The 13,620-nt window shown below is 71.4% G+C and carries 13 protein-coding genes; 1 reads left to right on the top strand and 12 read right to left on the bottom strand.

Translation table 11 applies throughout. The features are described from left to right. Nucleotide 1: 1 nt before the first annotated feature. From OG246_RS35575 to OG246_RS35535, 9 genes are read right to left on the bottom strand one after another with little or no spacing between them, the layout of a single operon-like run. The gene (locus OG246_RS35575) at nt 2-1,300 is read right to left on the bottom strand and encodes a pyridoxal phosphate-dependent aminotransferase (RefSeq protein ID WP_266472841.1); all 1,299 of its coding nucleotides are present in this window, start codon (nt 1,298-1,300) and stop codon (nt 2-4) included. 34 nt (nt 1,301-1,334) lie between these two features. Beyond that, the gene (locus tag OG246_RS35570; protein WP_266472839.1) at nt 1,335-3,005 is read right to left on the bottom strand and encodes an AMP-binding protein; all 1,671 of its coding nucleotides are present in this window, start codon (nt 3,003-3,005) and stop codon (nt 1,335-1,337) included. Beyond that, the gene (locus OG246_RS35565) at nt 3,002-4,120 is read right to left on the bottom strand and encodes a Glu/Leu/Phe/Val dehydrogenase dimerization domain-containing protein (RefSeq protein WP_266472837.1); all 1,119 of its coding nucleotides are present in this window, start codon (nt 4,118-4,120) and stop codon (nt 3,002-3,004) included. Before OG246_RS35565 ends, OG246_RS35570 begins: the two co-directional genes overlap by 4 nt. A 39-nt stretch (nt 4,121-4,159) precedes the next feature. After that, complete coding sequence (locus tag OG246_RS35560) at nt 4,160-4,723, bottom strand: type 1 glutamine amidotransferase (RefSeq protein WP_266472836.1); 564 nt, start codon at nt 4,721-4,723, stop codon at nt 4,160-4,162. A gap of 11 nt (nt 4,724-4,734) precedes the next feature. Continuing rightward, on the bottom strand, nt 4,735-5,538 hold the full coding sequence (locus tag OG246_RS35555) for an acetylglutamate kinase (protein WP_266472835.1): 804 nt from the start codon (nt 5,536-5,538) through the stop codon (nt 4,735-4,737). Then, entirely contained in the window at nt 5,535-6,590 is a 1,056-nt protein-coding gene (gene argC, locus OG246_RS35550; RefSeq protein WP_266472833.1) for an N-acetyl-gamma-glutamyl-phosphate reductase, read from the bottom strand. Before argC ends, OG246_RS35555 begins: the two co-directional genes overlap by 4 nt. Next, nucleotides 6,587-7,438: a RimK family alpha-L-glutamate ligase gene (locus tag OG246_RS35545; protein ID WP_266472831.1), complete on the bottom strand. Its 852-nt coding sequence runs from the start codon at nt 7,436-7,438 to the stop codon at nt 6,587-6,589. Before OG246_RS35545 ends, argC begins: the two co-directional genes overlap by 4 nt. Before the next feature lies 1 nt (nt 7,439). Beyond that, the gene (locus OG246_RS35540) at nt 7,440-7,625 is read right to left on the bottom strand and encodes a lysine biosynthesis protein LysW (RefSeq protein ID WP_266472829.1); all 186 of its coding nucleotides are present in this window, start codon (nt 7,623-7,625) and stop codon (nt 7,440-7,442) included. A gap of 41 nt (nt 7,626-7,666) precedes the next feature. Continuing rightward, nucleotides 7,667-8,818, bottom strand: coding sequence for an isopropylmalate synthase (locus tag OG246_RS35535; protein ID WP_266472828.1), 1,152 nt, complete (start codon nt 8,816-8,818; stop codon nt 7,667-7,669). A 206-nt stretch (nt 8,819-9,024) separates the two neighbouring features. On the opposite strand from OG246_RS35535, the gene OG246_RS35530 reads away from it, so the two are divergent. Then, on the top strand, nt 9,025-9,777 hold the full coding sequence (locus OG246_RS35530) for an arylmalonate decarboxylase (protein ID WP_266472827.1): 753 nt from the start codon (nt 9,025-9,027) through the stop codon (nt 9,775-9,777). A 46-nt stretch (nt 9,778-9,823) separates the two neighbouring features. On the opposite strand, the gene OG246_RS35525 is transcribed toward OG246_RS35530, so the two are convergent. The 3 genes from OG246_RS35525 to OG246_RS35515 form a co-directional block, all read right to left on the bottom strand. Further along, on the bottom strand, nt 9,824-10,489 hold the full coding sequence (locus OG246_RS35525) for a response regulator transcription factor (RefSeq protein WP_266472826.1): 666 nt from the start codon (nt 10,487-10,489) through the stop codon (nt 9,824-9,826). A 27-nt stretch (nt 10,490-10,516) separates the two neighbouring features. After that, entirely contained in the window at nt 10,517-11,671 is a 1,155-nt protein-coding gene (locus OG246_RS35520) for a transposase (RefSeq protein ID WP_266472825.1), read from the bottom strand. A 623-nt stretch (nt 11,672-12,294) separates the two neighbouring features. Then, a complete protein-coding gene (locus tag OG246_RS35515; protein ID WP_266472824.1) occupies nt 12,295-13,527 on the bottom strand; it encodes an MFS transporter in 1,233 nt (410 codons plus the stop codon). Between the last annotated feature and the right edge of the window lie 93 nt (nt 13,528-13,620).

Below are 13,620 nucleotides of genomic sequence, written 5' to 3'. Positions count from 1 at the left end.
ATCAGGACTGCGGGGAGTGGGAGACAGCGGCCGTGCCGGTGAGGTCGGTCAGGATCGCGCCTACACGGTCAACTGCCCCACGGATCCACGGCAGTTCGAGAGGGTCGGGTGCCGCGAGGGCGGCCCGGCGCTGCTCGTCCGTGTCGCCGTAGAGGCGGCTGGTGGCGGCCCGGATGCGCAGGGCGTGCCGGGACTCGCCGAAGGCGCTCGCGGGGAGTACGCCGAGGCCGTGTCGCTCGGAGAGGAAACGGGCCAGGTCGTCGCCGTCGAGGATGCCGTGCGTCCGCGCCAGATGGTCCCGGAGGGGTTCGAAGTCCGGGTAGAGGTAGCAGGTCGCGCGGACCGGGGCCAGGGTGGCGCCGGCCGCGGTGAAACGGGCGGCGACCGCGCGCACCACCGCCTCGTGCAGCCGACGGCTCGCCGCGATGTGCCCGGTGATCTCCGGGGGCTCACCGAAGGCGTACGCGGCCGCCGTCTGCACGGGTGCCGTCGGGCTGGACCAGATCTGGCTGGCGATCGAGACGAGCCGGCCGTGCAGGGCCCGCCCGAGCTCGCTGTCCGGCAGCCGGGCCACCCCGGTGCGCCAGCCGCCCAGCGCCAGGTTCTTGGTGAGCCCGGTGGTGACGACGGTGCGCTCGGGGGCGTGCCGGGCCGGGGACTCGGCGGGCGCCGAGGGGGCGTACACGAGGTCGCAGTAGATCTCGTCCGAGATGATGACCAAATCCAACTCCCGTGCCACCAAAGCCAGTTGCCGCACCACTTCGGGCGAGGCGACGGTGCCTGTCGGGTTGTCCGGCACCGTCACCACCACGGACCGCGGGTCCTGCCCCGCGGCACGCGCCACGGTGACCGCCTCGCGCAGCCGCTCCGGGTCCGGTACGCCGCCCTGGCCCGGCAGGGTCGGTACGCCGAGGGGGCGGGCCCCCGCGAGCCGGGCCTGCGCCGCGTAGCTCACCCAGCTCGGCACGGGCACGACCACGTCGCCGCCGACGGCGAGCAGCAGCGCGAACAGCAGCGGCTTGCTGCCCGGACCGGCGACGACCAGCGCGGGATCGGTGGCGAGTCCGCGGCGCCCCCAGTACCCGGCGGCGGCCGCACGCAGCGCCTCACTGCCGGGCACGGGGCCGTACGCGTTCTCGTCCGCCGCGGCGGCCAGCCGCTCCCGCAGGGCGGGGTGGGCGGGCAGGCCGATCTCGCCGCTGGTCATCGACAGCACCTGCTCCCCGGCGCGACGCCGCCGGGCCATGGCCTCGTCGGCGGCGAGCGTCGCCGACATGGCGACCGGTGCGGGTTCGGGCATTTCTGGCTCCAACAGGGAGGGGGAGGAGGGGTGTTCAGCTCGTCGGCGCGGCGTACCGCTGCCGCAGCTCCGCCTTGCGGACCTTGCCGGTCAGGGTCTTCGGGAGAGCCGGGAGCAGTTCCAGACGGTCCGGGAGGAAGCGAGGGTCCTGGCCCGACTCGTTCAGGTGACTGAGGATGCCGTCGAGCGACGGGTCCGCGCCGCCGGCCGGGACCACCACCGCGCAGATCTCGGTCCCGCCGGGGGCCGTCTCCGACGGCAGACCCACCACCGCGGCCTCGACCGCGTTCGGGTGGCTGCCGATCAGCGCCTCCAGTTCCGTCATCGGCGCCACCAGGCCGTCGCGGACGATCGCGTCGCGGGCGCGGCCGATGATGCGGATGCCGCCCCGCCCGTCGTCCCGCGCCAGGTCCCCGGTGTCGAACCAGCCGTCCGCGCCCAGCTCCGCCGCGAACGCCTCCTCGCGCCGGTGGTAGCCGAGCGCGAGGGACGCGCCGCGCACCCGGAGCCGGCCCACGAAGTCGCTCTCGCCGTTGATGTCCGACAGGTCGACGCGGGTCTCCATGGCGTCGATGGCCCGGCCGTTGCTGTGTGCCGCCCAGTCGGCGGGGTCCTCGGGCCGCGTCATGGTGACCGGACCGTTCTCCGACATGCCCCACAGGGAGTGGGCGCGGGCGCCGAGGGCGTCGTGGACCTCGGTGGCTAGCTCGGCGAGGACCGGCGCGGAGCCGATCACCACGTGCTTCAGGGAGCTCGTGTCCCGCTTCCGGGTCCGCTGCGAGGCGGCCACGTCGGCGAGGGTGGCGGGCGGCCCGTACAGGAGTGTGGCGCCGTAGTGCTCGACCAGGTCGAGCAGCGCCTCGTTCCTGCGGATGTCCTGGAACGCCACCGTGCCGCCGAGCATGACGCCCGCGAGGACGCCCTGTGCGAAGCCCGAGTAGTGGACGAGAGGCGTGGACACGGCGGCGACCCAGTCGTCGCCGAGCCCGAAGGCGTCCACATAGCCGCGTACGGCCGAGTGGACGGTGTTCTGGCTGTGCAGCACGCCCTTGGACTCGCCCGTGGTGCCGGAGGTGAACAGCACGACGAACGGCTCGTCGGCCGTCAGCGCCAGGCCGTCCAGGTCGGCGGCCCGGTGCTCCTCGCGGGCCGTGGCCACGAAGTGGTCGTGGAAGGACAGCGCGCCCTCGGGAGCCTGCCCGTCCACCACCAACACGTGGTCGAGGGAGGGGAGTTCGTCCTTCAGGCCGGTGACGATCTCCGCCAGCGGGGTGCCCGACCACTCCGGGAGCGTCACGCACACCCGGGCCTCGGTGAGACCGAGACGGTGGCGCAGCTCGTCCTCGGGGCAGACCGGCGACATGGGACAGATGACGGCGCCGACCCGCATGCAGGCGAACATCAGCCCCACCATCTCCCACTGGTTGGGGAGCTGGACGGCGACGAAGTCCCCGCGCCGCACGCCGAGTTCGAGCAGAGCCAGAGCGAACCGGTCGGTGAGGCGGGCCAGTTCGGCGTAGTCGAGGGTGTCGGTGCGGGACTCGGCGATGCGGCGGCCCGCGATCGCGAGCTTGTGCGGCCGTATCTGCGCCTGGCGGTGCAGGTCGTCGAGGAAGGTCTCGTCCCGCCACCAGCCTCGGCGCCGGTACTCGGCCGTGTGCGGGGCCGGGTCCGGGGTGGCGCGCTTGGTCGCCGCCGTGGTCATCCGCGCTCCTTCCCGCGGACGTCGAGCAGCTCGGTCAGAGGGTCGCCCGGACTGGCGGCGGCGATCTCCAGCAGATCCCGGGTGTTGCGGCGTACACAGTCGCCGACCCAGTCGAAGACCCATGCCTTCCGGGCCTCCGCCGGCAGGTCGAAGGGCACGACCCGGGTGACGGCTAGGGCGGCGGAGCCGGCCCCGCCGATGTTGGCGATCACGCCCGGCACCAGGAAGGCGCCCGAGGCCCGCACCTTGTCCCGCGCCTCGGCGGTGGAGGAGATGTTGCCGCCCTCGACCACCAGGCCGGCGCGCAGCCGGTGGGCGTTGTCCGCATTCAGCGCGTGCTTCTGCGCCGCCAGGATCAGCAGGTCGGCGTCGACGTCGAGCCAGGCGTCCGGTTCCGATGTGACGGTGACCTGCTGCGGCAGCCGGGAGCGGTCGATCCGCCCGAACTCGTCGGTGACGGCGACGAGATCGGCCACCGGCAGCCGGTCGGCGCTGATGGTGCCCTCGACGTCGGCGACGCCCACGATCACATGCCCGCGGTCCTCCAGGAACCGCGCGACCGCCCGGCCCACCGCGCCGAAGCCCTGCACCACGACCCGGCTCGACCCGGTACGGCCGCTCGCCTCCAGGGCGGTGACCGCCGCGACCCCGACGCCGTGTCCGGTGCAGTCGATCAACGGCTCGTAGTAGGTGCGCCAGTCGATCGGCATGTCCGGGGCGCCCAGTCGGTAGCGGGGGTCGTAGCCGGCCGTGTCGAAGAACACGGCCCGGTCGGCCGGGGTGACGCCCATGTCGATGCCGAGGTGGATGCCGCCGTGCAGCAGCGGCTTCACGGTGCGGCCGAAGGTGCGGAAGGTCTCCTCGCGGTCGGTGCCGTCGGAGACGATGCCGCCCTTGGCGCCGCCGATGGGCAGCCCGGCCAGCGTGAACTTCTGGGTCATGTCACGGGCGAGGCCGGCCACCTCCTCCTCGGTGACCCCCGGGGTCATCCGTACACCGCCCATGGCCAGACCGTCGTACAGCGTGTCGACGACCACCCAGCCCTTAAGCGCGCCGCCGCTGCCGTTCAGGTGGACCGTGAACGCGGGGTCCTGCGAGGTTTCCAGATCACTCATTGCCTAGTCCAAATCCTTGAGTACGGGAATGCGGGGCCGTCACCGGTAGAGCTGGGCGAAGCCGCGCAGGATCTCCAGGCCGTCGCTGCGGAACTCCAGATGCGCCTGGGCGCCGAAGATGCGGCCGTCGTCGGAGCGCAGGAACTCCACGGGCGCGTGCTCGGAGCGGCCGATGGAGCGGAAGCCCTCGGGGGCCTCCTGGAGGTAGAGGGTGTGCCGGTGGAAGACCGTCACCGTCGGCTTCACATAGGTGAAGAGCGGCTCCGACTTGTCGACCTGCGCCTCGTGGCCGCCGACCCGCTGCGGCCCCTCGGCGAGCCGGCCGCCGGCCGCGACCGCGAGGATCTGCATGCCGCCGCAGATCCCGAGGACCGGGACGTCGGAGGTCATGACGAGGTCCACGAGCGGCTTGTAGTAGTCGCGGTCGTAGGCCCGCACCTTGGTGCCGCTCAGGACGATCGCCTGGTAGCGGCCGTCGAGCCGGGCGGGCACCGACGCGGCGTCGACCGCCTCGGTGTCCGAGCCGAGCTCCTCGAACCGGGTGCGGAGCTGCTTCAGGGACAGCGTTCCGTTGTTGACGACGAGTACGCGGGAGTGCGCCACGTGCTTGCTCCTCAGGTGCGGGTGATGGCGGTGCCGGTACGGGCGGCGAGCAGGTCCGTGACGGTCGCGCTGCCGATGACGACGCGCTCCACGCCCCCGTCCAGGGCCTCGCCCGCGGCACGCAGCTTCTTGCGCATGCCGCCGGTGGCGCCCTTGTCGCGGAAGGTGCCCGCGGCCTTCGCGGTGATCCGGCGCACCGGCTCCCCGTCGATCAGCAGATGGGCGACATCGGTGACGAGCACCAGGTCGGTGGCGCCGGTGGCGGCGGCGATGGCGGCGGCGGCCCGGTCGGCGTCGGTGTTGACCTCCTGGCCCGCCGCGTTCCTGGCCAGCGGGGTGACGAGGTAGGCGTGGCCCGGCTGGAGGTTCTTCAGCGCCGCCGGGTCCACCCCGGTGATCGGGCCGACCAGGTTCTCCAGCTCGACGAGTTGCCTGTCCTGCCACCACCAGCGCTCGCCCTCGCCGGCGGCGACCAGCCCGTCGCTGCCGAGCAGCCGTTCCCCGGTGATGCCGCGCTGTTCGAGGCGGCCGAGGACGTCCTCGCCAAGGCGGGCGCTGACGGTCTTGATGTCCGCGATGACCTCGGGCGTGGTCCAGCGGCTCTGGTTGCCGTACCGGTCGCGCAGGATCGCCGACGGCTCGCTGTAGCGCGGGCTGAGCCGCTTCAGCGGCTTGGACCAGCCGTGCACCAGGACCAGCGGCCGCTCCCGGCCGTGCCGGGCCAGGTCGTCCCACCAGTCGCCGGCCAGGTCGTCCAGGCAACTGCCGCCCAGTTTCACCACGGTTGGTGTGGTCCCGGATGTCGTCTCGCTCATGCGGGCATCACCGGCTGCATCGTCAGACCTGTCTCCTCGGGCAGCCCGAACCGGATGTTGGCGGCCTGGACGGCCTGGCCCGCCGCGCCCTTGACCAGGTTGTCGAGGGCGGCGAGTACGACGATCCGGCCGCCCTCCTCGTCGTGCAAAGCGGTCACGTCGCAGTAGTTGGAGCCCAGTACGGCCTGCGGGTCGGGCACCGGGATCAGCGTCTCGGCGTGCCTGCGCACCCGCACGAAGCGGTGCTCCTTGTAGTAGCGGATGTACGCCCGCTGCAGCTCGCGCTGGTCGACGGGGTCGTCGGTGAACACGTAGGAGCTGGTGAGCAGGCCGCGCACATGTGAGACGCCGTACGCGGACATGCTCAGCGAGCCGATGGTTCCGGGCTTGCCGCGCTCCAGGAAGTCGCCGACCTCGGCGGCGTGCCGGTGTCCGGTGGGGGAGTACGGGGTGATGGCGCCGCTGCGGAACGGGTGCAGGTCGGAGGTGCGCAGCTGCAGGCCGCCGCCGCTGGAGCCGCTCTTGCCGTCCACCACCACGGTCTTCAGGTTCAGCCCGAGGCCGAGGGTGAGCGGGGCGAGGCCCAGGGTGATCGCGGTGGCGTAGCAGCCGGGCAGCGAGATCAGCGCCGCGTCCGCCAACTGGTCGCCGATCAGCTCCGGTACGCCGTACACGAAGCGGTCCGCGAGGTCGGTGCGCCGCTTGACCTTCGGGTACCAGCGGTCGTGCAGCTCCGGGGTGCGGATCCGGAAGGCGCCGCTGAGGTCCACGACGGCCGGTACCCGGTCCGCGAGCAGCGCGGCCAGCTCCGCCGACACCGGTGCCGGCGTGGCCAGGAAGACGACGTCGACCTGGTCGGCGATCTCCTCGGTGACCGGCTGCACCGTCAGTCCCAGGTCGAGACGGAGATTCGGGTGCAGCTCGGCCGGGCGCCGGCCGATGTTGGAGGAGCCGCCGAGGAAGGTCAGCTCCATATCGGGGTGTTGGGTGATCAGTCGGATGAGATCGCCGCCGGCGAGCCCGGAGGCGCCGACGACTCCCGCGCGGATCATGCGATCAGCTCCCGGACGTAGCGGGCGACGGCCGACGGGATGTCCGCCCCGGTCGCCGAGGCCACCGCCCGGAAGCCGGGCGCGTGGTTGACCTCGTTGACGACGTAGCCGTCGGGGGTGCCGAAGAGGTCGACTCCGTAGATCCCGGGCCCGAGTTCGGCCACCACCCCGTCGACGATCTTCAGTACGTCGGGGTCGTGGGCGACGGCGCGGCTGCTGTTGCCGAGCGCCGCGTTGTTGCGCCAGTCGGTGCCGCCGGAGGCGAACTCCGCGGCGCCGACCAGCTCGTGCCCGACGACCAGGCAGCGCACCGAGGTGCCGCCGCCGAGGTACGGCTCGACCAGGCAGGCCTGCTCGAAGGCGTGGCCGAGATCCTCGACGTAGTCGTACACGGACTGGGCGGTGTCGGCGTGCCGGATCAGGGTGACGCGCTTGCCCATGCCGCCGTAGACCGGCTTGAGGACCAGGGGCAGTTCCAGTTCCTCGAGGGACTTCTCGAAGTCCTTGCGGGACAGCACGAGCCGATACTCCGGCACGGGCACCCCCGCGGTGCGCAGCACCGTGCGCAGGACGGCCTTGTTCTCACAGGCGCTCACCGCCCTCGCGGTGTTGAGGACCGGCACACCGGCCCCCTCGGCGAGGGTGGCGATCAGACCGCCGCGGGTGTAGCTGCGGCTGCGCAGCAACAGCGCGTCGTAGTCGTGCACGGACGGGGCGTCCGGGTGGCCGAGGCACAGGGACTCGTCGTTGACCCACTCGATGTTCAGGCCGAAGTCCGGCCCGGTTTTGATCAGTTCGCGTTCCTCCCAGCTGATCCGGTCCGCGACGATGGCTACCGACTTGGTCATCTCACTGACCCCAGTCGCGCAGCTGCACCTCGACCATCTGGAGGGACAGCCGCCCGTCCTGGACGTCCTCGACGCGCAGCGTGAGCATGCACTCGGGGCAGGAGAGGGTCTCGCCCCGGTCGATCGGCGGCACGGTCAGGTCGGTCTCGCACTCGGGGCAGACGCCGTTGAGAGTGGCGGTGGGCATGGCACAACTCCTGGTGTGTCGAAGTGAATCGGGGTGGGTGTTCAGGCGGCCTGGAAGTCGATGGCGGCCTTGCGGATGGCGTCCCGGTCGAGCAGCGGACTGTCGGCGCGCTCCTGCCGGCCGACCAGCCACGGTGTGAACGCCTCGACGTCGACGAAGACGCCCGAGCCGTCGAGCGCCCACTTGACGAGCGCGGGTGTGAGACGGCTGCGGACCCGCAACTCGCGGGCGTTGCCGACGAGTTCGGCGGGCAGCGTCTCGTACGCCGCCGGATGGTTGAGCTGGCCGGGCAGCTCGTAGGCGAAGGCGTGCGGTGTGGTCGGCCCGGACTGGAACGCCTCGCCGAGACCGGCGCCCTTGAGCGCGACACGCGACAGCTCGGTGAGATGGCTCAGGTCGAAGCGGGTGTCGCCGTGGATGACGCGCAGCGAGGTGAGCAGCTCGGCCAGCGGTGCGTTGCCGCCGCGCTCGCCGATGCCGCCGACGGTCGCCGAGATCCACTGGGCTCCCGCGCGGACGGCGGCGAGGGAGTTGGCCACGGCCATGCCGAGCATGTTGTGGGAGTGGATCTCGATCTCGGAGCCGTCGATCGCGGTGAGACCGGCGATCACCTTCTCCATCTGCCAGGGCGACAGATACGCGACGGTCTCCGCGAGCCGGAACCGGTCGGCCCCGGCCTCGAAGCCCGCGGCCACGTAGGGGACGAGCCGGTCCTTCGGGGTGCGGGCGCCGTCCTCGCCGCTGAAGGTGACGTGGAAGCCGCGCTCCTTGGCCTGCGTGATCGCCGAACGGGCCAGCGTCTGCAGGAACTTGGGGCTGGACGAGCCGAGCTTCAGCTTGGCGTGCTGCTCCGAGGTGGGGATGGAGTACATGATGTGGCGTACGCCCAGCCGCTCGGCCTCGTCGAGGGCCTTGGCGACCTGCTGGCGATCCCGCACCACGACCAGCGTCATGCTGCGCTCGGGGCCGACGGCCTCATGGGTGGCGAGGACGAGATCGGCGTCCTTCGAGCCCGGTCCCGACACCATGCCCACCTCGACCAGCTCGATGCCGGTCTTCACCAGCAGCCGGGCGATGGTCGCGGCGTCCTTCGGGCCGAACTCCACGCCGGCCATGTGCGCGGAATCCCGCAGGGTCGCGTCGGAAATGCGGGGCTGCGCCGGTATTTCCTCGGGGATTACTTCGGTGGTCATTGCCTTCACTCCTCAAGGGTTCGGCAGGCCGTGGTCCATACGCTCTCCCGAACTCCGGGGCAGAACAAGGGGATTGGGGTCAGGTCTCTGTGAGGGAATGTCAAGGAGTGTCAAGTAGGAAAGGGAGTGCAAGGCCGGTGTGCGCCAGACGTCATTTCCGGGGGAGTTGTCCGCCGCCGCTGTGACGCGCGTCCTACGGTGCTGGCATGGACCTTTTTTCACTGCCCAGGCTCGGGCTCGTCGTCCCGCCGGAAAACCCCACCGCGGAACCGGAGTTCAACCACTTGGCCGGCGCCGGAATGAATGTGTTCACCGCGCGTTTCCCGGTGACGCCCGGCACGGAACTCAGGGAAATGCTGGAGACGTACAACCGCGTGCTCCCCGACACCCTCGGCGACTTCGGTGAACTGCGCCTGGACGCCGCCGTGGTGGCCTGCAGCGCTTCGCACTACCTGTTGAACCCCGACGGCGACCGTGCGCTGTGCGAGGAACTGTCGGAGCGTGCGGGCTATCGCGTGGCGTCCTCGACGCAGGCGATCCTCGCGCTGTGCGAGGCGCTCGGCGTGGCCCGCCTGACACTCGTCTCGCCCTACCAGCCGTGGCTCACCGACACCTCCCGCGCCTTCTGGGAGCGGGCCGGGCTGAAGGTCGACGACGTGGTGCTCGTCCCGGCGGCGCGGAACCAGGACGGGAGCGAGCACTACGACCCGTACCGGGTGACCACGCGGGAGATCCTGCGGCGCATACGGGAACGCAGGGTCGCCGACGGCACCGCGCTGCTGTTCACCGGCACGGGCATGGGCACCCTCGCCACCCTCACGGAGCTCGCCCGCGAGGACCCCGGCCGCCCCATGTTCTCCTCGAACCTGGCGTCCGTCTGGTGGGCCCGGCGTGCGCTGGGCGACGGCACCGGCGCCGCCCACCCGCTGCTGCGGGGCCTGGACGACCGGACGGCGTGACACAGCAGAGGGCCCCGGGCGACGTGCGTCGCGCGGGGCCCCTGTCTCAGCCGGCGTGGCCCATTCGATAGCCGACGCCGCGGACCGTGATGATCCATCCGCTGGATCCGAGTTTCGCCCGCAGACTGCTCACGTGCGTGTCGATGGTGCGACTCGTCCGCGACCAGTTGCTGCCCCACACCTTCGCCATCAACTCCTTCCGGGTCACCACGGTTTCCGGATTGGCGGCCAGCAGGTGAAGCAGCTCGAATTCCTTCGACGTGACGTCGACTATCCGGTCGCGCACACGCACTTCCCGGGTTCGCGGATCGATGTGGAGCGGGCGCAGCGAAATGGTTTCGGAAATGATCGACCGGGGCCGGGTGCGGCGCAGCACCGCCTCGATGCGGGCGCCTATTTCCCGGAATCCCCAGGTCTTCACGACACAGTCGTCCGCGCCCGCCCTGAGGGCGAGAACCCGTTCGAGTTCCTCGTCGATGCGCGTGAAGGCGATCATGGGGATGTCACTCTCGGCCCTTAAGGACTGACACACTTCCAGCCCGTCGATATCGGGCAGTTCCAGGGAGAGCAGGACGAGATCGGCGTCACGGTAGATGCGAAGGGCGCGCGCACCGGTGTCGACACTGAGTGTGGTGTATCCCTGCCGGCGCAGATCACGCATGAGGGCTTCGGCGGTGCAGGCGTCCTGCTCCACCACGAGTACGTTGCTCATGTGGGGGGCCTTCCTCTTCGCGGCGCGTCAGCTCGCGGCCATGGCCGCCGCGGCGGGTACCGGCGCCACGGGTGCCAGGCCTGGGCCGGCGGGGAGATTTCGGAAGGCGTACGCGGCCGAGGCCATGGTCATGTGGTGGTGCCAGCCGGGGAAGGAGCGGCCTTCGAAGTCGAGGGCGCCGAAGTCCTTCTGCAGTGCGGTGACGGCCGTGTGGACGGCGGCGCGGCTGCGTACCGGGGCGATGACTTCCTCCACGCTCCGGTCCGTGAGGCTGGTGATCCAGTACCGGGCGGCCCGGCGTCCGTCCGGGGCACGGAGCTTCAGGATGCGGTAGCTGACCGAGTTGTCGTCCCGGCCGGTGCTGCGCCGCGGCAGGCGCACGGTCCCGGCGTAGGCGTGCATCGGTATCGCCTTGATGGTGCCGTCCGCCGCCTGCCGCGTGATCACCTGCGGCTGCCGGGCGTACCGGCCCTCCATCAGCTCGCCCACGGTGATCACCGTCGGGAAGCTGTCCCCGGTGAACACGATCTGGCCGGGGTCGACCTCGCAGACGATGTCCAGCCGCTGCCTGGCCAGTCCGGCCAGGACGCCGCTCGCGTCGTCGCAGCGCGTCAGGTCGAGCACCCAGGGCACGGCGGGCAGCCGGGGCCGCGCCACGACGTCGGCGGCGAGGTCGAGGACATGGCCGCCGACGGGACGCGCGGTCTCCGACTCCGGTATTCGTGCCCGGAGTCTGCGCTGCCGGTCCCGGCCCCAGGCGTCGTTCAGGACGAGACTCCAGTCCACGGGGAAGCAGTGGGCGCCCGCGGCCAGGAACAGCCCCACCGCGCGCTGGCAGTTGACGGTCAGTCCGGTCCCGGCGTCCAGGCGGCGGTGCACGCCGACCGAGTGCTCGCCGCGCTTGGGGATGATGAGTTCGGCGACGGTCCAGGCGTACGGCGTGGTGCTCGCGGCGACCCGCAGGGCGAGCCGGCCGCGGACCGGCGCCCAGTCCCACGGGCTGGCGTTGATGAACTGGTGCAGGCCCTGTGCCGCGGCCGGCGGCAGCGCCTCGGCCCGCGCCATCCGCCGTGGCGTCTTCCGGCAGGTGCCATGGAGCAGGCCCCGTAGATACGCCCGGGCCCAACGGCGTTGTTCCGCCCGGTGGAGCGGGCTGAAGATCTCCTCGAGGAACGTCTGCATGCGGGCCTCTTCGCCCGCAGCGGCCGCACGTATCTCTCCTGACGACATCTGACGTCACGCCCCCTAGAACTAGATCGCTCGCACCCCGGCAGGTGTACCGAGCATCCTCGCGGCCACAAAAATACCTTCTCGAAGGAAAATTTCACGGGCTGCGCGGCGACTTCGCGACTTCGCCCTCTGACCAGGGCGGAAAGGACACCGGGAGGTGTGACGGGTGGCACAGATGCCGGAGAACCGGCTTGCGGGGAGTGTGCTGTCCGGGGGTCGGACGGAGTGTCAACAGATCGTGAACAAAAGGCCGATGACCGCCGAAGGCCGGGGGAGGTACCTTCGGCGGCCGTTCATGGCCCGGCGGGGACGCGTCGGCATCCGGCCGCCAGGGTGTCGGTCGGCCGCCCGACGGGCAGCCCACGACCGGGGGTTGGTGGAGGCGGACGTTGCGTCCGGCGCCGTCCGCCGCCGCATACGGCAGGTGCGGACGGTCCTCCAGGAGATCCAACTGCTCACCCCGGCCGACGAGATGGTCCTGACGCCCGGTCCGGTCACCGGAAGGCGCGGCCCATCACCGGGACGGCCCCCGAACTCCCCTGAGGCGGGGGGACGTTCGGAGGCCGTCCGGTGTCCTATGCGCCGAGGCGCTTCGCGGGGAAGCCGTGGTTGCGGGAGAGGACGACGACCACGAGCACCGGCAGCAGGAGCAGCAGCATGGTCCAGGGGAAGGAGCCGGGGCCGCTCACGTCGAGCAGGATGCCGCCGATGACACCGCCGGCCGCCATGGCGACGTTCCACAGCGTGACCAGCATCGCCTGGGCCGCGTCGGCGGATTCGCCGCCGGCCTCGCCCGCGGCGGTCTGCAGCAGGGTCGGCACGCCGCCCCAGCCCAGGCCCCACAGAAGGGCGGCGACGTACACCAGGGCGGTGTTGTCGGAGAGCACGGCAAGCAGCGCCGCCGACACGGCCACCAGCAGGGTGCTGGCGATGGTCAGGGAGCGCAGCCGGAGGTGGATCTGGGCGCCCACGATCCAGATGCTGAGCAGGGAGGCGGCACCGAAGACGAGCAGCACCACATCGGTGTCACCGCCCATGCCCAGGTCTTCCAGGAACGTGGCGACGTAGGCGTACAGGATGGTGTGGGCCAGCACGAAGGCAAGCGTGACGAACAGCACCGGGGCCACGCCCGGGACGCGCAGCGCGTCCAGCATCTTCGGGCGCTCACCGGCCTGCTGCCCGGGGTAGTCCGGCACGGCCACCAGGATCCATCCCAGCAGCACCACCGTGAGCACCGTCATCGCCACGAACGCCGTGCGCCAGCCGAGCGTCTCGCCGAGGAAGGTACCGGCCGGCACGCCGAGCGAGAGCGCCAGCGGAATACCGGCCATGGCGACGGCGATCGCCTTGCCCTGCAGCGCGACGGGCGCCATGCGCCGTGCGTATCCCGCGAGCAGCGCCCAGGCCACACCGGCGGCGACACCCGCGACGAACCGCGCCACCATCGTCAGACCGTAGTTCGACGACACGGCGGTGACGGTGTTGGCCACGGCGAAGCCCACCATGGCGGTCAGCAGCAGCACCTTGCGCCGCCAGGCGGCGGTGGCCGCGGTCAACGGGATCGCGGTCAGGGCGGTGCCGATCGCGTAGATCGTCACCGTCTGGCCGGTCGCGGACTCGCTCATGTGGAGGTCGTCGCTCATCGCGGGGAGCAGGCCCGCCGGGAGGGTCTCGGTGAGGCTGGTGATGAAGACGGCCGTGGCGAGGGCCAGCAGGGCGAAGAGCGGGAGCTTCTGCCGTTCCTCGCCATCGGGTGCGGCGCGGGTGTCCTTGCCGGGGGTGGTCGTGGTGTTCGACGACGTGCTCATGCCGTGATCTCCGGATCATCTGGGGACGGGGTGCGTCCGGGTTTCTGTGTGCGGGGCTTTTCGTGTGCGGGGCTCTTGTGTGTGCGGGGCGAA

The sequence above is a fragment of the Streptomyces sp. NBC_00620 genome (genome assembly GCF_026341825.1).
GTDB lineage: Bacteria > Actinomycetota > Actinomycetes > Streptomycetales > Streptomycetaceae > Streptomyces.
Note: the sequence above shows the minus strand (reverse complement) of the source record. Positions and strands in the feature narration are given on the sequence as shown.